This window comes from Pseudomonas sp. RC3H12, assembly GCF_018596375.1.
Classification (GTDB): Bacteria; Pseudomonadota; Gammaproteobacteria; order Pseudomonadales; family Pseudomonadaceae; genus Aquipseudomonas.
Genome location: NZ_CP075595.1, coordinates 1,215,483 through 1,234,474, shown reverse-complemented (window position 1 = coordinate 1,234,474; position 18,992 = coordinate 1,215,483). Strand labels below are relative to the sequence as shown.

Annotated in this window: 15 protein-coding genes and 3 pseudogenes; 14 read left to right on the top strand and 4 right to left on the bottom strand. The window is 64.5% G+C overall.

The features are described from left to right. Positions 1–568 precede the first annotated feature (568 nt). The 5 genes and pseudogenes from KHO27_RS05640 (at position 569) to KHO27_RS05620 (ending at position 4,782) form a co-directional block, all read left to right on the top strand. Complete coding sequence (locus KHO27_RS05640) at positions 569–1,171, top strand: hypothetical protein (protein ID WP_214501336.1); 603 nt, start codon at positions 569–571, stop codon at positions 1,169–1,171. Positions 1,172–1,351: 180 nt separating this feature from the next. Continuing rightward, positions 1,352–1,732 (top strand): hypothetical protein, encoded by a 381-nt coding sequence (locus KHO27_RS05635; protein ID WP_110698531.1) that lies wholly within the window; start codon positions 1,352–1,354, stop codon positions 1,730–1,732. A 166-nt stretch (positions 1,733–1,898) separates the two neighbouring features. Next, a pseudogene (locus KHO27_RS26510) lies at positions 1,899–1,991 on the top strand (isocitrate lyase/PEP mutase family protein); the annotation flags it as partial. Between the two features lie 367 nt (positions 1,992–2,358). Further along, a complete protein-coding gene (locus KHO27_RS05625; RefSeq protein ID WP_214501335.1) occupies positions 2,359–3,399 on the top strand; it encodes a hypothetical protein in 1,041 nt (346 codons plus the stop codon). Positions 3,400–3,918: 519 nt separating this feature from the next. Then, positions 3,919–4,782, top strand: coding sequence for a sensor domain-containing diguanylate cyclase (locus tag KHO27_RS05620; protein ID WP_110698535.1), 864 nt, complete (start codon positions 3,919–3,921; stop codon positions 4,780–4,782). A gap of 61 nt (positions 4,783–4,843) precedes the next feature. Here KHO27_RS05620 and bla read toward each other — a convergent pair whose 3' ends face one another. Next, the gene (bla, locus tag KHO27_RS05615) at positions 4,844–5,719 is read right to left on the bottom strand and encodes a class A beta-lactamase (protein ID WP_110698537.1); all 876 of its coding nucleotides are present in this window, start codon (positions 5,717–5,719) and stop codon (positions 4,844–4,846) included. A 226-nt stretch (positions 5,720–5,945) separates the two neighbouring features. Here bla and KHO27_RS05610 point away from each other — a divergent pair, with 226 nt between their 5' ends. The 3 genes from KHO27_RS05610 to KHO27_RS05600 all read left to right on the top strand — a co-directional run bounded on the left by KHO27_RS05610 (position 5,946) and on the right by KHO27_RS05600 (position 7,877). Then, a complete protein-coding gene (locus KHO27_RS05610; protein ID WP_110698539.1) occupies positions 5,946–6,263 on the top strand; it encodes a hypothetical protein in 318 nt (105 codons plus the stop codon). Between the two features lie 97 nt (positions 6,264–6,360). Then, a complete protein-coding gene (locus KHO27_RS05605) occupies positions 6,361–6,744 on the top strand; it encodes a tautomerase family protein (protein WP_023632461.1) in 384 nt (127 codons plus the stop codon). A gap of 77 nt (positions 6,745–6,821) precedes the next feature. Further along, on the top strand, positions 6,822–7,877 hold the full coding sequence (locus tag KHO27_RS05600) for an alpha/beta hydrolase family protein (RefSeq protein WP_214501334.1): 1,056 nt from the start codon (positions 6,822–6,824) through the stop codon (positions 7,875–7,877). Positions 7,878–7,928: 51 nt separating this feature from the next. Here KHO27_RS05600 and KHO27_RS05595 read toward each other — a convergent pair whose 3' ends face one another. Then, positions 7,929–8,720 carry a response regulator transcription factor gene (locus KHO27_RS05595; protein WP_214501333.1) on the bottom strand — a complete coding sequence of 264 codons (792 nt, stop codon included), beginning with the start codon at positions 8,718–8,720 and terminating at the stop codon, positions 7,929–7,931. Positions 8,721–8,858: 138 nt separating this feature from the next. On the opposite strand from KHO27_RS05595, the gene KHO27_RS05590 reads away from it, so the two are divergent. From KHO27_RS05590 to KHO27_RS05580, 3 genes are all read left to right on the top strand, one after another. Further along, positions 8,859–9,962 carry a polyamine ABC transporter substrate-binding protein gene (locus KHO27_RS05590; protein WP_102683357.1) on the top strand — a complete coding sequence of 368 codons (1,104 nt, stop codon included), beginning with the start codon at positions 8,859–8,861 and terminating at the stop codon, positions 9,960–9,962. A 121-nt stretch (positions 9,963–10,083) separates the two neighbouring features. After that, positions 10,084–11,238: a type VI secretion system tip protein TssI/VgrG gene (tssI, locus tag KHO27_RS05585; RefSeq protein WP_214501332.1), complete on the top strand. Its 1,155-nt coding sequence runs from the start codon at positions 10,084–10,086 to the stop codon at positions 11,236–11,238. Positions 11,239–11,329: 91 nt separating this feature from the next. Further along, on the top strand, positions 11,330–11,983 hold the full coding sequence (locus KHO27_RS05580) for an HD domain-containing protein (protein WP_214501331.1): 654 nt from the start codon (positions 11,330–11,332) through the stop codon (positions 11,981–11,983). 7 nt (positions 11,984–11,990) lie between these two features. On the opposite strand, the pseudogene KHO27_RS05575 reads toward KHO27_RS05580, so the two are convergent. Beyond that, positions 11,991–12,263, bottom strand: a pseudogene (locus KHO27_RS05575) (Lrp/AsnC ligand binding domain-containing protein); the annotation flags it as partial. Between the two features lie 231 nt (positions 12,264–12,494). Here KHO27_RS05575 and KHO27_RS26155 point away from each other — a divergent pair. From KHO27_RS26155 to glsB, 3 genes and pseudogenes are all read left to right on the top strand, one after another. Next, positions 12,495–13,052: pseudogene (locus KHO27_RS26155) on the top strand (HD domain-containing protein); the annotation flags it as partial. A gap of 9 nt (positions 13,053–13,061) precedes the next feature. Next, positions 13,062–13,568 (top strand): GNAT family N-acetyltransferase, encoded by a 507-nt coding sequence (locus KHO27_RS26150; protein WP_352165419.1) that lies wholly within the window; start codon positions 13,062–13,064, stop codon positions 13,566–13,568. Positions 13,569–13,717: 149 nt separating this feature from the next. Then, complete coding sequence (gene glsB / locus KHO27_RS05565) at positions 13,718–14,635, top strand: glutaminase B (RefSeq protein ID WP_102683362.1); 918 nt, start codon at positions 13,718–13,720, stop codon at positions 14,633–14,635. 87 nt (positions 14,636–14,722) lie between these two features. Here glsB and KHO27_RS05560 read toward each other — a convergent pair whose 3' ends face one another. Continuing rightward, the gene (locus KHO27_RS05560) at positions 14,723–18,958 is read right to left on the bottom strand and encodes a hemagglutinin repeat-containing protein (protein ID WP_214501329.1); all 4,236 of its coding nucleotides are present in this window, start codon (positions 18,956–18,958) and stop codon (positions 14,723–14,725) included. Positions 18,959–18,992 lie beyond the last annotated feature (34 nt).

Sequence of the window (18,992 nt, the reverse complement as noted above, 5' to 3'; positions counted from 1 at the left end):
CCACTTCAGAACAGCCCGATGACGCTGCCGGAGAGGTCTGCCAACGGTACCTCGATTTCCTTGGACAACAGATCCCCCTGCACGCCAGCGCAGCGTGCTGTGTGTCGATGACGGCGAACTGATGACCAAACGGCTGGCGGGCGTGCGTAGGCTGCGTGTTTTTGCGGGCCCCAACGGCTCGGGCAAAAGTACCATCAAGGGCTGACGTTCCATCTCGACCATCATCTGATTGCATCCCGGCAACTGGCCATGCAGGCCATGCAACTGCTCGACAATCGGATCGACTACCGTGCAGTGCCAGTGGACTCTTACTGCGCTCTCCAGGCAGAGCGCGGTGTGGCTGGCGAAAATCAACGGCGGTGTGCAGTTGGAAGACCGCAACGAAGAAATACCCGGCGGGTTCTTCGACGCCTATGTGGAAGAGGTTGGAACCACCTGAGCGCACTCAGGGTCACGGCCTCGCCCAATCAAATGCTCCATTTGTATTGATTGCCAAAGCGAAAGCCACGACATTCAGTCTCGTCTTGGCGATACTACGCAGCCCTCATCCATGAAAAGGACTTCGCTGATGAAGCGACTGGTTGCCCTCACCCTTCTCACTCTGGCCATGGCCGGCTGCGACAAGGCCGAACAGACTGCCGCCGCGTCGGGCCAATGCGCCAAGGACACCGACTGCAAAGGTGAGCGCATCTGTGAAAGCGGCCAATGCGTCAACCCTCAGCCGCAACCGGCACTGCTGACAAAACCAGCTGCGCCGCTGGCGCCGAGCATCACCTATGAGCCGCTGCCGATCAGCGACGAAGGCGCCGGTCCGTTCACCGTCCAGAGCATGGAGCTGGGCACCGCGCTCAACTACCAGTCCCGGGCAGGGGTGATGAACGTCATGGAGTCCATCGTCGCCGACGCCGAAGGCACCGGCTACGTCGCCATCGAGAAGGCCTATGCCTTCGGCCCGAGCCGCTATGTGCTGGTGGTGTCCACGGGGGAAGGCGGCAATGCCTGCCCAGCGTCCACCTATGTCTTCAGCTTCGACACCAGCGGCGAGTACGTGGACGGCAAGACCGAGGTGGACGGTTGTTCGGAAATGGTCGAAAGCATGGCCGAGGGCAACAAGCTGACCATCAAGAAGGACGGCGCCGCGACCGTGGTGTACAACGGCCAGGTGAAGTGATCAAGGGCGGTCAGGTGGCCCGGCTCGCGCCAGCCGCAACGCACTGAAGTCGTTGATGATTCCGGCATGGGCCCGGCAGAACTTTTTCCGTTTTGCCGGTCTATTGGGTGAGTGCGCCACGCAGTTGTCCTGGCAATCGCTGGCCACACGCTCAATTGCCCACAGAGGTTGTCTTCACTGATGAAAATCCCTGCCCCATGCATGCTGCTCGCTGGCCTGTTCGCGCTCGCGGCAGCCGGCTCGGCATCCGCCGCACCGATGAAGACGTCGACACCTCCCGCCCAGGTCCTCGACGCGACGAGCCACCACTCGCCTGCAACCCCCTGGCCAAGCCTGGCAACCGCACCAACGGCACCGCTGCTGGCCCATGACGACCGCTACCGCCACGACGAGCGCTGGCATGATCACCGTGACGACTGGCGCCGGGAGCAGTGGCGCCGCGAACAATGGCGCCGGGAGCAGCACCGCCGGGCAATGGAGCGGCAACGCTACTGGGACCGCCATCATGATCGCGCCCTGCACCATCGCTACGACGACGACCGCCGCTACTATCGCCGTTGAGCAGCAGCCCCGTGTATTCAGCCCCTCGCTAAAGCTCCACTGGGGCTGGAGGCCACCGCGACGCTTCGCTAGAACATCTTGAAAAATCCTGCAGGCCCGACCGGTTGGGTGGCAATCTAGGGCGCGCAGCAAACCCTCTTCAGGATATCAAGGGAGTCATGCACTCATGCCTGCAATGGATCGCATTTTTCATGACCTTCACCAGCAAGAGCTGTTGCTGCTGGCCAATGTGGCGGACGCCGGCGGTGCACGCCTGGTCGGGAGCGTTCGAGTAGCCGCCTTCGATATCCACGGTTTCCTCCACGGCGCCATGCGCAGCCTGATCCAGCGCTTCCTGCAGAGCGGGCAGCTCGAGACCAGCGGGTTGAAGGCCCACAGCAATGCAGAACTCAACGCACTGATGGCACCTCCCCAACGGTAGGGAAAGCCTGTAAATGCTGAAAAGCACCTGACCCTCATGGGTTCGTGTGAGCTGGTCAAGGCCTTGCTCTACGTGGACGGTGGCGGATGTTCTAAACGGAAGAGCAAGCGCTCCACTACCGTGGGCTGATCACCATCGGTCCCCTGGACGAATAGCCGGAATCGCCCTAGCATCGGCGCCCCCACGGCTTCACTCACGGACGATCATGCCCCCCATCGCTCACCTGCTTGCCCTGTTCGCACTGTCCGCCCTGGTCAGCGCCTGCAGTATCAATGGCACCTACATCGACAGCACCCGCCCGGATGCCGCCAAGCTGCGTTACATCTCGGGCAATGGCAACGCCACCCTCGACCTGTTCGATAGCGCGCGCTGTGAAGCCCGAACCACCGGCATGCTCAACAACCTGTTCGTGCCCGACTCGCGTCGGCGGGCCGACATGAGCGTGCCGCCACCGGCAAACAGCAACAGCTACTACGAGATCCGCCTCGAACCCGGCCAGCCGGTACATGTTCGCGCCAACACCCAGGGCGCCACCACGGTCTGCTCGGCCTCGTTCACCCTGACACCGCAGGCAGGCTCCGAATATGAACTGCGCTTCGACCAGTCACCTGGCTACTGCCAGGCGGCACTGGTGCGTCTGCAACGCGTCGAGGGCAAGGACCAGCGCCAGCCCTATCCGATGATCGACACCATCCCAAGCGCCTGCCGGGGTACCTCAGCGTTGTTCCCGAAACAACCCACGCCGCTGCCCGATACCCCCCGGCGCACCGCGTTGATCGATAGCATCATCCACGACAGCGTCACCCCGGAGATGGAGCAACTGACCACGTTGCGCACTGCCGTCGCCATCACTCGTCAAACCTCTCCCGAAGCCCAGGTAGCGGCACGCAAGCGGGAACTGGGCCTCGATCTGCCAGAAGCCTACTGGCAGCAGTACCAGCAGAATCTGCAGAGGCTCGCCGAGGCGCTCGCCAACCTCAAGGCACGTACGCTGGAGCGCTACGACGCCGACAGCCGCGCCTACCTGCGTAGCGTGCGCGACGAGCAGTTGCAGGTCTGGGCCGGTGGCAACAACGAAGCAGGCCTGCGCAGCAAGGCCCAGCGTATGCGCGACATGGCGTACTACTACAACTATGTCCTGCAGGAGACGGTCGCGCAGATCAGCCTCGAACACTTGCGCAGCATGGCTGAACTGGATCAACGCGAAGGGGTTTGCAAGCGCTTCGCCGGATGCTGGAGGCTGTAGGCAGTCACCCGAGCGCAAGTCTGTCCCATGCTAGTGTGGTGTTTCACAAATAACGACCATAACTCGCGGTGCTTTTTGCGCTCATGCGGCGTTGTCGCTCCTCGCCGTAGCTGGGCTACGACTCGTCGCGACGCCTTGCCTGAGCGCAAAAATCACTCGCGAGTTATTGGTCGTATTTGCAAAACACCACACTAGTGATCGCCGCCCCCTTGAACCTCGGCCTCAGCTCCCTGAGGCCAGCCACCAACCCGCCGGCTCCATCAGCCTAGGCGCAGCCCGGCACCTGCCTGCGCAAAGGCCACGCCCTGCGCCCGGTCACTCTCGCCTTGGGGGACAGGGTACGCGCCGCCAGGCTGCACCATGCAGGCTTTGCTTGCTCACAGGTAGTGTGCCCCGCCCCCGACCCTGTGTATGCTGCACGGGCGCGGCAAGCGGCCCACGGCGGCTTGCAGGACATCGCGCGGCCGCCCTGCGTGATCGGACCATGACCGGGCTACCCGTATCGGATACCCCCGCCCTATGCCCGTCGACCTGCAAGCGCTGTACCCCAGGCTGATCCACCTGATGCTGGACACCGTGTTCGTGGTCGACCAAGACGACACCATCGTGTTCGTGAGCGATGCCTGCGAGGCCTTGCTCGGCTACCGCGCCGACGAGCTGACCGGCACCCCGATCACCCGCTACATGCACCCGGACGACCTGGAGGCCACCCGCGCCTCGATCGTGCGGGTGATGAACGGCAACGCCCACTGCGACTTTCGCAACCGCTATGTGCGCAAGGATGGCGAGATCGTGCACATTCTCTGGGCGGCCTCCTGGTCCGACGAAGTCGGCGCGCGGATCGGCGTGGCCCGCAACATCACCGCCCTCACCCAGGCCGAGCAGGAACTGCGCTTCCTGGCCCATCACGATCCGCTGACCAAGCTGACCAACCGCTCGCTGTTCAACGACCGCCTCGCCACGGCCCTGCGCATGGCTCGCCAGCAGCAGCGGCGGCTCGCCTTGCTGTTTCTCGACGTCAATGATTTCAAGGGTATCAACGATGTGCATGGCCATGCTGCTGGCGACCGCGTGCTGTGCACCATCGCCCGCCGGCTGCAGGACAGCGTGCAGGCGGCGGACACCGTGGCGCGGATCGGCGGCGACGAGTTCATCGTGCTGCTGACTGACGTGCCCTCGGAGGATGACGTGTACGAGATGGTCGAGCAGATCGCCAGGGTCATGGAGCAACCGCTCGGCGCCGAATTCGGTGAGGTCAGGATGCCCTCCTGCAGCATTGGCGTGGCCTGCTACCCCAGCGATGGCGAGGATGCCGACACCTTGCTCAGCCATGCCGATGGCCAGATGTACCTCAAGAAACGGCGGCGCGTACGCGTGGGGTGAGCCGACCTCATCGCGGGGCAAGCCCGCTCCCACGCGTTCGGATAATGGTCCGAGCGATTGCTCAGCCTTGCCAGGCGTCCACCACCACCCGCGTGGCTGCCGCGATCGTCTCGCTGTTCCAGGGTGCATCCGCCTTGGCGCCCCGGCTGAACACCACCAGGATCCATGGCGCCCGGCCTTTGGGCCAGATCACCGCGACATCGTTGGCCACGCCATAGTCACCCGACCCGGTCTTGTCGCCCACCACCCAATCCTTCGGCACGCCGGCGCGGATGCGGGCATCGCCCGTGGTGTTGCCCTTGAGCCAGGCCTGCAGCTGTTGTCGCTCGGCAGCGGCCAAGCCGTCGCCCAGCAACAGACGCTGCAGGGTCACACCCATGGCCAGGGGCGTGGTGGTGTCACGCGGATCGCCTGGCAAGGCGGTATTGAGCGTCGGTTCGTTGCGGTCGAGGCGGAACGTCGGGTCACCCAGGCTGCGGGCAAACGCCGTAAGCCCCGGCGGGCCACCGACCAGCTCGAGCAACAGGTTGCCGGCGGTGTTGTCGCTGTACTGCACCGCGGCGGCGCAGAGCCCGGCGACGGTCATGCCGGCGCCCACGTGCTTTTCTGTGACCGGGGAATACACCACCAGCTGTTCGGCGCCGTAGGCGATACGCCGCTCCAGCAAGCCGGGCTCGGCCTGGCTGCGGTGCAGGATGGCGCCGGCGAGGACGGCCTTGAAGGTGCTGCAGAACGCGAAGCGCTCCTCGGCGCGCCAGGCCAGTTGCTGGCCGCTGCCGGTGTCCAGGGCCCACAGGCCGATCGTGCTGCCGGTGGTGGCCTCCAGTTGCTGCAATGCTTTGCGCAGCGGGTCATCCGCCCAGGTTGGCAGGGCCAGCAGGGCCGAGCAGCCGAGCGCGCCCTGGAGCACGCGACGGCGGCTGAGGGTGGGAGTCATGCGGGTATTCCTTACGGCAATGAGCAAAACGCGAAGGCTAGAACGTTTTAGCATGCACGCCAAGCAGAGGATGCGTCCAGGCCTGCCTGCGCGGCGCATAGCACGCGCTTCTCCTGCAACCGCGCCCGGACAATTCTTTTCGCGCCACCGCCCTGGCCACCCTTGCGCTGACCGGCAAAAGGCACGAAAGTAACCGGGTATTCCCGCAAAGAAACGGAGATTCGCCTTGACTACCGATCGCCTGAGCCTGCTCGAGTACGAGAAGCTCAGCATGAAGCCCGCCGCCGCCAAGCAGTTTGGTCTCTCGCTGGAGGAGCTTAAACAGCTGACACTCCTCGACAGCTACGCCTCTCGCGCAGCCCACTACCTCGGCGACATGGCCGAAGCGGAGAACAGCCAGCAACTGGCGGTCGCCAAGGACCAGGGCATCGGCTTCGCCCACGGCCTGCTCACCGCCACGGCAATCGAAGACGCACTGGCGAAAAGACTGATCGAGGTCTTCAATAACGCCAGCGAACGCGCCCACAAGCTGTTGCCTCGGTAATACCTTCAAGAGCCCGGCGCCATGCCGGGCTCTGCCCCTGCCCCGATCCTGTCCTACCAGCTTCTGCGTCTCGCCTGGCACAGCCCAAGGAGTCCACATGCCCCTGGTACGCATCGACATCAAGCGCCACCCCGACCCGACTCACCTGCGCACGCTTGGCCAGATCGTCTACGCCTGCCTGCGGCGCACGATCAATGTCCCCGAGCACGACAACTTCCAGGTCCTGACCGAGCACGACGGTGATCGCCTGGTGTTCGACCCGCAGTACCTGGGCATCCAGCGCTCCGACGGCCAGGTGTTCATCCAGATCACCCTCAGCGAGGGCCGCACCCTGGAGCAGAAGAAGGCGCTGTACCAGGCGATCGCCGAAGGCTTCGAACGCGAGGCCGGGGTCCGCCCGCAGGACGTGTTCATCAACCTGGTCGAAGTGCGCAAGGAGAACTGGTCGTTCGGCAACGGTATCGCCCAGTACGCGCTCTGAGGTAAAAACGACCACCTACCGCAGAGGACCTGCGTCCACCCCGGCATGACACGCACTCATTCAAGGAAGAAAAGAGATTGAAAACAGTTTTCGGCGCACTGTTGTCGGCTTGCCTGACGACGCTTGCCTTTGCCGATGAGAACGCCATCGGCTTCCAATCCTCCACACTGCAGGATTCGCACACTGGCCGCCCACTGCAGATGGTTGTCTGGTACCCGACCGCAGCGACCACCACCGCGCAACTGATCGCCGACAATGCGCTGTTTGCCGGTGTCGCTGCCGTTCCTGACGCACCGCCATCCAGCGGCGAACACCCCTTGGTGGTGCTCTCTCACGGCTATCGGGGCAACTGGAGCAACCAGGCATGGCTCGCCAGTGCCCTGGCCCACGAGGGCTACATCGTCGCCGCCGTCAATCATCCTGGCAGCACGACCCATGACCGCAGCCCAGAAGCTGCTGCACAGTTATGGCAGCGGCCGGTTGACCTGCGCCGCGCCATCGATCGGGTCACGGCTCAACCGAATAAGTTCGGCAGGGTCGCCGCTGGCCGCATTGCCGTGGTGGGCCACTCACTCGGTGGCTGGACCGCCCTGGAAATCGCCGGTGCGCGTTTCGATCCAGATCGCTTTGCCCACGACTGCAACGCCCACCCGCAGCTGTCCAGCTGCTCCGTTTATGACCAGATGAAGCCGGCAGGCACGTCAGACGCGAAGGCCGCGCTCGGCGCCAATCTGCGCGATGAACGCGTCAGCGCTGTGGTGAGCCTGGACCTGGGTCTTTCACGGGGCCTCACCGATGAAAGCCTGGCCGCGTTGCCCGTACCTGCGCTGGTGATCGCCGCCGGCGTCCCCTCGCGGGAACTACCCGCCGAGCTTGAGTCCGCCAACCTGGCCAAACGCCTGCCCGCGGCGTCAAGCCGTTACGTCGAAATCGGCGACGCAAGCCATTTCACCTTCATGGCTGCGTGCAAGCCTGGCGCACAGTCATGGCTCGAAGCAGAAGTGCCCGGCGATGGCATCATTTGCCTGGACGGCGATAACGGCCGCGCCCGCGAGGTGATCCAGCAGCAGGTCACTTCACTGATAACAGCATTTCTCGCCCAGCCAGCCGGCGAAACAACAGGCAGTCTTTGAACGTGCGGTATTGACCGCAAGCTCACGCCCGGTCAATACCGACAACTCACCTCACCGCGCAGGAAGAGCGTCCTGCTTTGGCATTAGAAACCGAGCGAACAATTCCGATTGTGAACGGACATTCAACTTGGCATAGAGGTTACGCCGATGAACCTTGATGGTCTCCACCGAGAGCGCCAGCTTGCCGGCCACTTCCTTGTTGGAATAGCCACTGAGCAACAACCTGAGCACATCGCTTTCGCGCGAGGTGATCTGCGTGGCCAGCTGCGCAACCGTTTCAGGCCATGACAGTGGCTCGGCGAGGTGTTCGTTCGCGTCGACTTCAAAGGCCATGCGCTGGTGCATGAGCGCAGTTACCCAGGGCTTGATGATATCGAGCAGGGTAATTTGCTCCTGGCTGAAACGTACCTTGCTTCCCATGGACATGCACAATGTTCTATCGGGGTCGAGCTGGACATTGTATTGGACTTCATCCGCCGAAATATAATGAGCGAAATACTGCTGATAGTATTCAGTTTCGACGAAGTATTCCGGCGCTATGTCCAGCAGATGAAAGAAGCCACTCTGCGGGTTTTCCCGATTGGCGATATAAAACGGGTCCAGCAGGTAAAGCCCCTTCACATAGCGATGAATGAACGCATCGACCTCCTGCGCATCCGCCACCTCAGGAAGAGCCACCACGTCCACCTGCTGCTGGCTGAAGATCAACACCACCCAGTTGTCGATCTGCACGTACTCATTCAATACCCGCACCAACGAACTCCAGAACGCGGGGCGGTCCAGCTGCATGATCAGCTTGCCGATCGAACGGTGCCACGCCAGGCCATGAAGGTCGAACGGCATTTTCTACCCCTTTTGGGTTAGGAATCAGCAGGTCAGCGCTACGTAATCGGAGGTATTTACTATCCGGGCCTGCCCGGTATAGTCGCTGTCTGGGCCCAGGACGGGCCAGAAGATACATCGTTTCGATAAGGATGTTGCATGAGAACGTCACGTTTGCGAACCCTTTTTGCCGCCTCGCTGCTCGGTGCGGCAATCAGCACCTCGGTGGCCGCGGCCCAGCCCGGCATGCACCTGTACAACTGGTTCGGGCTGCTCGCGCCAGAGACCCCCAAGGCCTTCGAGCAGGCAACCGGCACGCGGATGCGCATGGATGCGTTCGACAGCGCCGACATCATGCAGAGCAAGGTAATGGCCGGGCGCACGGGGTATGACGTGGTCGTGGCCACCTCCAACGTATTGCCCAGCCTGATCCAGGCGGGCGTGCTGCAGCCCTTGGACCGTGAGCAACTGAGCAACCTGGCGCATATCGACCCGGCGCTGCTGGCCCAGGTCGCGGTCAATGACCCTGGCAATCGTTACGCGGTGCCCTACCTGTGGGGCACCACCGGCATCGGCTATGACGTCGACAAAGTCAAAGCGGCATTGGGTGAACAGGCGCCGGTGGACAGCTGGGACCTGATCTTCAAGGAAGAGAACATCAGCAAGCTGCAATCCTGCGGGGTGGCGATGCTGGATTCCCCGAGCGAGATCATCTCGATTGCCTTGCATTACCTGGGGCTGCCCAGCAACAGCAAGAACCCGGACGACTACCAGAAGGCCCAGGCGCTGCTGTTGAAGATACGCCCCTACGTCCTCTACTTCGACTCCTCGCGAATCGACACCGACCTGGCTGACGGTAATATCTGCGCGGTTGTCGGTTGGGCCAATGGCGCCCTTGCGGCACAGGCCCTGAACGAAAAGACCAACACCGGGCGCCGGATTTCCTACAGCCTGCCGCGCGAGGGCGCGCTGGTCTGGTCGGAGAACCTGGTACTGCTCAAAGATGCCCCTCACCCCAAGGAAGGCATGGCGTTCATCAACTACATGCTGCGGCCAGAAGTCATTGCCAAGACCTCGAACCACACGCTGTACCCCAACGCCAACAAAGACGCCACCGCGTTTGTCGAGCAGAAGCTGCGCGACAATCCCTGGATCTACCCGGACGCCACGACGATTTCCACGCTTGTCCCACTCGAACCACTGCCGTTGAAACTGGAGCGGATCCGCACCCGGGTCTGGACCAAAGTGAAGAGCGGCGTGTGATCTGAGGTGATGGGGTGGCTGCTGCCCCATGCCAGCCCTTGATCGTGTCCATTGGCGTGCAGCGCGCTGCGCGCCAATGCCTGTTGCTCAATTGAGTCCGACCTTGAAAAGAGAACAGTGGATGTTCAGCCCAGCCCAACAAACTCGATTCAGTTTGACGATCGACGGTATCGATCACGCTTTCCACGTGCTCGCATTCAATGGGGAGGAAGCGCTCGGCAGGCCGTACTACTTCAATGTGGAGCTTGTCGGCGAGCGGGCTGACATGGATCTCGAGTGCCTTTTCGACCGTGAGGCTTTCCTGTCCTTCGACAACAATGGCAACGGCATCCATGGCCGGGTCTACCACATCGCTCAAAGCGGTAATGCACAGTGCTCGAAGCACTACAGCATGACCCTGGTACCGCACCTCTCCTACTTGCGCCATCGCATCAACCAGAGAATCTATGAACAGTTCTCGGTACCGAATATCGTTGCCTTGATCCTGGAAGAGCACGGAATCGTCGGCGACGCTTATCGGTTTCATCTAGGCTCGACCTACCCCGAGCGCGACTACTGCACCCAGTACCACGAAACGGATTTGCACTTCATTCAGCGCCTGTGCGAGGAAGAAGGCATCCACTTCCATTTCCAGCACAGTGCCCAGGGCCATGTGCTGGTGTTTGGTGATGACCAGGTGGTGTTCCCCAGGCTGGGGCAACCTGCCACCTGCAACCAGGACGGCGACAATCCGCTCGATTTTCGTGGCCTGGCAGATCATCAAGCCGAAGGGCACAGTGACCAGACCCATTTGGCCAGTGGCCATGTACTGGACGTTTGCGGGCATCCGCGCCAGGCGTTGAATGCCCCGTGGCTCCTGACGCGGGTCATTCACCAGGGCAGGCAACCACGGATAGCCAGTGAGCGCGGCGCCACTGACCACGTGGATGACATTGCTCGGGGATACCGCAACCACTTCATGGCTATTCCCTGGGAAGCGCCCTACCGCCTGCCTTTGACTCACCGCAAACCTGAGCTACCCGGCAACCAGACCGCTGTCGTCATCGCGGTGGAAGACGAGATGTCCCAGCGTGACCGGCGCCTGGCAAAGATACAGGTCAAGTTCCCCTGGGACCGCGAAGACAGGTTCGACGACAAGAGCAGCTGCTGGCTGAGCGCGTGCTCCAGTTGGAGCTGCGCGAGCACGCCACCGCACACGGGCATGGAAGTCATGGTCACCTTCGTGGAAAACGACCCCGATCAACCGCTGATCAGCGGTTGCCTGTGTTGCCGCTGACCGCACGCCTGCCCGAGCCAGCGACGATTGGTGTACCGTTGCCGCGCCGAACCGATGTTCAGCCCTTACCCTGATCGATGGAGCACGCTCGATGGCCAACGCGCCGTTCTTTCCCCTGCAGTCCCTGGCGGACGAACTGCTGCCCTGCCTGCCCGGCGCCTGTACCGACGGCTCCCACGACCTCGCCCATGTGCAGCGGGTGTGGAGCAACGTCCGGCGCATCCAGGCCAAGGAAGGTGGCGACCTTGAAGTGCTGCTCGCCGCCACCGTGCTGCACGACTGCGTGGCGGTGGAGAAGAACTCGCCTCTGCGCAGCCAGGCCTCGACGCTCTCGGCCAAGCGGGCCGCCGCGATCCTCACCGACATGGGCTGGCCATCGGCACGCGTCGAACAAGCGGCCCATGCGGTGCAGACCCACAGTTTCTCGGCGGGCATCGCGCCGCTGAGCCTGGAGGCGAAGATCCTCCAGGACAGCGACCGCCTCGATGCCCTCGGCGCGGTGGGCGTCGCCCGTTGTTTCTATGTCGCTGGCCGCATGGGCTCGTCACTGTACGACTTCGAGAATCCCACTGCCGAAGGGCGGGACCACCAGGACAACCGGTACGCCATCGAGCATTTCCACACCAAGCTGCTAAAGCTCGCCTCAGGGTTCCAGACTGTCGAAGGGGCTCGGCTGGCGACGCTCCGGCATGAGCGGCTGGCGTCGTTCCTGGACGATTTCATGGATGAGATCGGCGTGGCCTGAGCTCGTCTCAGGTCGCCGGCACCTGCAACCCGGTCTTCACATTGCTCATCGACACCAGCGTCTTGAAGCGCTTCACATTGTTGCTCTGGAAGAACAGCTCCCGCGTCAACTGGGTGTACTGCGCCATGTCCCGCACCAGCATGATCAGCACGAAGTCGCATGCCCCCGCCACGTAATAGCACTGCTGCACCTGCGGGCAGGCCATGAAGGTGCGCTGCATGGCGTCGAGCAGTACGCGGTCGAAGGGGTCAAGGGTCATGGGAGTGGGTCCTGTCAGGCGTGTGTCAGCGCCACCGACGGCAACAATGGCCGCGCCCTGGCCGCCGCCGCGCAGAGCGTGGGTTGTCGCTGCGTCATCGTCCTGCACGCCCACGTCAGCGTGGAGCGCGATCACGGCAGCAGGCGTGGAATTGAGTATCCCAGGCATGCAAACGTCAGAACCATGAAGGCCGGCAGTCGTCTGGGGTTATCATGCCGACACGCTGAACCCGCCCCAGGACATGGAGTCGCCATGAACATCGAAAAACTGCAGAACCGCCTGGACTTCCTGCGCCAGGCCGAACAACTCAAGAGTGTGCTGCGCAGCGCCCATACCTCCACCGGCCGTGCCGAAAGCACCGCCGAGCACACCTGGCGGCTGTGCCTGATGGCCATCACCTTCGCCGACGAACTGGGCGACCTCGACCTGCTCAAGGTCCTGAAAATGTGCCTGGTCCACGACCTCGGCGAGGCCATCAGTGGCGACGTGCCCGCCGTCAGCAAGCAGGGCTTTCCCGACAAGAGCCAACAGGAACGCGACGACCTGCTGCAACTGATGTCGAGCCTGGATGCGCCCCTGCGCGAGGAGATCATGGGGCTGTGGGAAGACTACGAAGCCGCGACGTCCGCAGAGGCCCAGGCGGTCAAGGCCCTGGACAAGCTGGAGACCCTGCTGCAGCACAACCAGGGCCGCAACCCACCGGGCTTCGACTACGCCTTCAACCTCAACTACGGCAAGCGCTACACCGCCGCCACACCGCTGTTCGAGGCCCTACGCGGCCTGATCGACGCCGACACGCGCAGGCACCTGTACAATGGCATTGCCCTGCGCGACGAACGCCCCGAAGACATCGATGCCATCGGCCAACTGACCGAAGCCGCCTTCGCCAACGCCGAGCACAGCAGCCACACCGAACAGTTCATCGTCACGGCGCTGCGTCGGGCGGGGCAGCTGACGGTTTCGCTGGTGGCCGTGGAGGCCGGCGCTGTCGTCGGCCATGTGGCGATTTCCCCGGTCACCCTGGCGTCGGGCGCCAGCGGCTGGTTCGGCCTCGGGCCGGTTTCGGTGTCGCCTGCACGCCAGGGGCAAGGCATCGGCTCGGCGCTGATCAATGCCGCGCTGGCCCGGTTGCATGGGTTGGCCGGCCAGGGCTGCGTGGTGCTGGGCGACCCGCGCTACTATGCCCGCTTCGGCTTCAAGGCCCAGCCGGGCCTGACCTTGCCGGGCGTGCCTGCCGAGTACTTCCAGGCCCTGGCCTTCACTGGGGACGTACCGCAAGGCGACGTGCAATACCACGCCGCGTTCGAGGCAACCTCCAACGCGTAAAACGCGGTCACTGCAGGCGCGGGGCAAGCCTGCGCCTGCAGGTCACGCATCATCACAGGAATCAACGCCGGCAGATGTGCTCCGCAGCCAGCGACCATCGTCTACCTGAACGTTTTCGACCGCGTCTTTCCTCCGCACCAGGTTTTCCGATGCAAGCACTCCTGCAAGAGATCCTCGACCACGTCCGCCCCCTGCTCGTCCAGGGCCAGGTGGCGCAGTACATTCCCGCCCTCGCCCAGGTCGACCCCAACCAGCTGGGCATCGCCGTGCAGAGCCTGGACGGCCAGTTGCACTGCGCCGGGGATGCGCGCACGCCGTTCTCGATCCAGAGCATCTCCAAGGTGTTCAGCCTGGTGCAAGCGATCAACCACAGCGGCGAAGACATCTGGTCGCGGCTGGGCTACGAGCCTTCGGGGCAGGCGTTCAACTCGCTGGTGCAGCTGGAGGTGGAAAAGGGCCGGCCGCGCAACCCGTTCATCAATGCCGGGGCGCTGGTGATCTGCGACATCAACCAGTCGCGCTATGCCACCCCCACCCTGTCGATGCGCGACTTCGTCCGCCGCCTGGCGGCCAATCCGCGTATCGTCAGCGACACGGTGGTGGCCGAGTCGGAGTACCAGCACCGCGCACGCAATGCGGCCATGGCCTACCTGATGCAGGCCTTCGGCAACTTCCACAATGATGTCGACGCGGTGCTGCGCAGCTACTTCCACCACTGCGCGCTGTCGATGAGCTGCGCCGACGTCGCCCGTGGCTTCGCCTTCCTGGCCAACAGCGGCTACTGCCCGCACAGCGGCGAACAAGTGCTCAGCCCGCGCCAGGCGCAGCAAGTGAATGCGATCATGGCCACCAGCGGGCTGTATGACGAGGCCGGCAATTTCGCCTACCGCGTCGGGCTGCCGGGCAAGAGCGGCGTGGGCGGCGGCATCGTCGCGGTGGTGCCGGGGCGCTACAGCATCTGCGTGTGGTCGCCGGCGCTGAACGCCTCGGGCAACTCGTTGGTGGGGTTGCGGGTTCTGGAGCTGTTGAGCGAACGGATCACCGGGTCGGTGTTTTCGGCGGTCTGAACGTTCGCGGGGCAAGCCCGCGCCTACAGGGATAGCAATCGCCTGTAGGCGCGGGCTTGCCCCGCGATGGGCCGCAGAGCGGCCCCGTCAGCCTTTGTTGGTCAGATCATCAAGCTGCCCCTCGACCGTCACCGGCCCGACCTTCAGCTTGCCGTCATCCAGCGACACGCTGGGCAGGCCGGCTTCAGGCAGCTTGGGCAGGTCGAGGGTGGCCTTGACCTGGTAACCGATTGGTTTCACCTCGGCCCCGACCGTGTTCCCGCCCTGCTCCACGCCCTTGACCTGCAGCCCCAGCTCGCGCTGCGCCGTGATCTGCGACGTTTCCTGGACCCCGGCCTTGCGCAGGAACTCGCCCTGCGCGTTGAACGACGGCGTGTAGCCGAAGGCGGGCTTGGCTTCGCCCTCCTTGGCCTCACCCGGTTTGCCGACAAGGCCGGCGCCCAGGTCAAGACGCACCGAGGTGGTGGTGTCCTGACGCTCCTGGATGCTGAGTCCGCCGTCGAACTTGCCGCCGATGTGCTGGCCTTCGACACGCGCGCCGCTCAGTTGCGCCGCGCCCGTGCTGTTCAACGCCACCGTGTCGGCGGCGATCCGGCTGTTCTGCTGGGTGGTGCCCTGCAGATGGTCCACGTGCACCTTGCCGCCGAGGTCGAAATCATGGGACGCAGTGGCCTGCTTGTCGGCGTCGGCCGGGGTATTGCGGCTCAGGTTGCCGCCGGCCTTCAGCTCGACGCCCCAGTTGTTGCGGCTCTGGGTGGACTGCGCCGACTCCAGCGCCAGGCCACCCTCGCCTGCGCCGACGTTGATGCCCGCAGCAGCGACCTGCGTGCCCTGCAGATGCACCGACTGGCCGGCCAGATCCACATTGGCGCGGCTGTTCAGCTGGCCGCCGCTCAGGGTCTGCGAGCGTTCGTTGGTCTGGCCCACATTGAAGTTGCCGCCCAGCTTGCCGCTCAGGTCGCGGCCCTGCTCGCCGGTGGCTGCCTTGCCGCCGAGGTTGAGACCGCCGCCCAGGTGGCTGCCGCTGACGGTCCGGGTGTCGCTGGCGGCCTGCAGTTCAAGAGCGCCACCGGCCTTGAGTTCGACCGGGCCCGTCGCGTCGATGCGCGTCCCTTGCAAGGTCTGGTCGCCACCGCTGCCCAGCCGCACCGGGCCGCTGCCGCTGATGCTCGCCACCTGGGCCTTGCTGTCGGCACTGTGTTCGCCGGCATGATCGAGTTGCAACCCTGCGCCCAGGTCGACCTTGTCACCCACCGGCAAGGTGCCCACGGTCAGCGAGCCGCTGCCACCGAGGCTGCTGGTGTCGCGACGCTCATGGTTGCTGGCCTGCTCCAGGGCCAGCTTGCCGCCAGTGTTGACGGCCACCGCGCCCTGGCCACCGTCGAGGCGGCTGCCTTCGAAGCGGGCATCGCCGCCGACCTGGATGTTCAGGCCCTGATTGCCACTGAAGGTGCCGACCACGGCAGTGGAACGGTCTTCGGCCAGGCTCTTGCTCCCCCCCGAACCACTGGCGGTCACATTCAGGTCCTCGCCGGTCTTGGTGTAGACCCGGGCGGATACATCGGCATTCACCTGCTGCTCGCTGCGGCTGTGGGTGTTGCTGGCGGCCTCGGCCTGCAACTCGCCGGCCTTGATGTTCAGCGCGCCGCCGTTGGCGTTGTACTGGGTGCCCTGGTCCTTCAGCGCACCAGCCACATCCAGCTGGACGCCCTGGCCGTTGAACTGGCTGACCACCGCGGTGCCGGTCTGCTCGCCCTGCTGCTGGCTGGCATGGCCCACGGCCAGGTCGACGCCCAGGTTCGGCGTGCCGAGCTTGCCCAGGGCATCGCTCAGCGAGGTCTTGCCGGCAAGCACGTCCTTGACATCGCCCAGCGGCAACTTGCCGTCGAGCGCGTCCTTCACCGACACCTTGCCGTCCACCACATCCTTGACCACCCCGGCGATCGGCCGGGCGATGTCCTTGTACTCGACATTGACACCGACATCCGCCGTCCAGTTGCTCTGCTGGTGGCTGCTGCTGGTGGTGTCGCGAGCCGCGCGGTTGTCCACCTGGTTGGCGCTGACGCTCAGGGTGCCGGCGCTGTTGACCTGCGCGCCTTCACTGGCCAGGGTGTCGGCCTTGATGGTCAAGTTGCCGGCGCTGTCGATGCCGGTGGTCTTGGCAGTGCTGCTGTTCGAGGTGTCCTGCTGGGTGCCATGGGCGAAGTCGACCCCGGCGCCGGCACGGTCGAGGCCGGCGGTGAGGTAGACGCCACCCCCGGTGTGGCTGCTGTCGCGGGACTCGCTGCGGCTGTCCTGCTCGGCCAGCAACGACACCTGCTTGCCGGCCAGGGTGGTGTCGCCTGCCGTGGACTTCACCGCTGCGCCCTTGACGGTCAGGTCAGCGCCGGCGGTCAGCTGAACCTCGCTGCCGCTGAGGCTGGAACCCTGCTGGCTGACCTGGCTGCCAGTGGCGCTCTGGCGATCGCTCGCATAGCCGACGCCGGCGCGATACTGCCCCGAGCCCGGCGCGGTCTCCTTGGCCGAGGCCACGAAACCACGGCTGCTGCTGGCGCTGCCGTGCTCACGGGTGTCCTGGGCCGAGGCGACCTTCAGGTCGCCCGCCGCGTCGGCGCTCAACGCGCCGGTAGCCTTGACCGTGGAGCCGACCACCTCGATGCCTTCGGCGCTGTTCAGGCCAACGCTGCCACCGGCCACCAGCTCGCTGCGCACGGCGGTGCTTTCCCGGCTGTTCTGCTTGGCTTCGTTGTGGCTGACGCCGAAGAACTTGCTCTGCTGGTTCTGGCTGTCGCGCTGGTCGGTGCGCGAGGCGTTGCTGATCTGCACCTGCTTGCCGGCGATGCGGATGTCCTGGCCGCTGGTCAGCTGGGCACCTTCGGCCAGCACCGAAGCCTTGGCCCGCAGTTCGATATCGCCGCCCTTGAGCTGGCTGGTGACGCTGCGCTGGGTTTCGCTGCGGTTGTCCCAGTCGGCCTTCCAGAAGCCCTTGGTGTGCTTGCCCTGGTCGCTGTTGACCTGGCGTTCGGTGGCAGCGGTCAGGCGCAGGTCGCCACCGCTGTTCAGGCTCAGTTGACCCGGAGCCTCGATGCTGGCGGCATTGGCGGTGAGATCCTGGCCGGCATTCGCCCGAGCATTACGCTGGGCCACGACCTGCACCCCATGCTCGCGGGTATCGCTGTCGATCTGGGTGCGCTGGTAGGTTTCCCAATCGATGCCCAATGCGCCGCTGCGCCAGTTTTCGCGTTTTTCCTGGAGCTTGCGGCTTTGCACGGTGCTCAGGGTGAGGTTGCGCCCGGCGTCGAGCTTGACGTCGCGCCCGGCCACGTCGGCGGCGGCCAGGGTCAGGTCCTGGGCACCATGCAGTTGCACATCGCCCTGGCTGCTGCGCACGCCCGCACGGGTCGCTTGCAGCGAGTCGGCCACGGCGGCGCCGCTGATGTTCAGGTTACCCGCCGAGTCGATGCGCACGCCGTCGCGGCCTTCGATCTGCCCTGGCCCGACCCGCACCCCGGCACCCTGCGCGGTGCTGACGATATTGATGCGCCCGGCCTGCATCGCGCCGAACAGGCTGGCGTCGATACGCTGCTCGCCGCTGGCCGCGCCGCCGTCGAGCACCTTGACCTGGCCGCTGGCGTAATCCACCTGGTTGCGGCCCACGGTGAGGTTGAGCTGGTCCCGGGCATCCAGGCGGCCCTGGCTGTCGATGCGCGGGGCGATCAGGTTGACCGAACCGCCGTCGTTGCGCAGGCCGGCGCCCTGCACCTGCAACTGGCCGCTGGCGTCCTGGGTGCCCAGGGCCTTGAGCCGGCCCGCTTCCAGCTCGGGGCGGCCCACCACCAGGCTCGCGTTGGGCGCATTGATGAAACTGGCACCATTGACCGAGATGCCGTTGGGGTTGGCCAGCACGTAGTCGGCGGCACGGCCGAAGATTTCCTGGGCGCCATTGATGGCGGAGGCATTGCGGCTGACCACTTCGTTGAGGATCACGCTCGCCGCCTGGCCCTGGAACTGCGGGTTGGCCGCAAGCTCGCCGGCCAGCTGCGAATGCCCGGCCTGCAGGGCGTTGTTCAGTACCAGGCCCTGGCGGTCGACGTTGTAGTCGAGGAACTGGTTATGCGACAGGCCCGCGCCGTTGGGGGCAACGATATTGACGATGGGCACGCCGCCCTGGGTCTGCAGTTGCGCCGTGCCCCCGGGCCCGGGGGCGACCACCACGCCGCCGGCCAGCGCCTGGGGCAGGCTGGTGGCCAGCAGCAGGCTGGCGATCGCCCAGCGCAGCTTGCCTTGCGGGGACAAATTGAAGGTAAAGGGGGTCTTGGGCATAGGTCACTCTCCATGTAGGTACTGCTAAATCGGT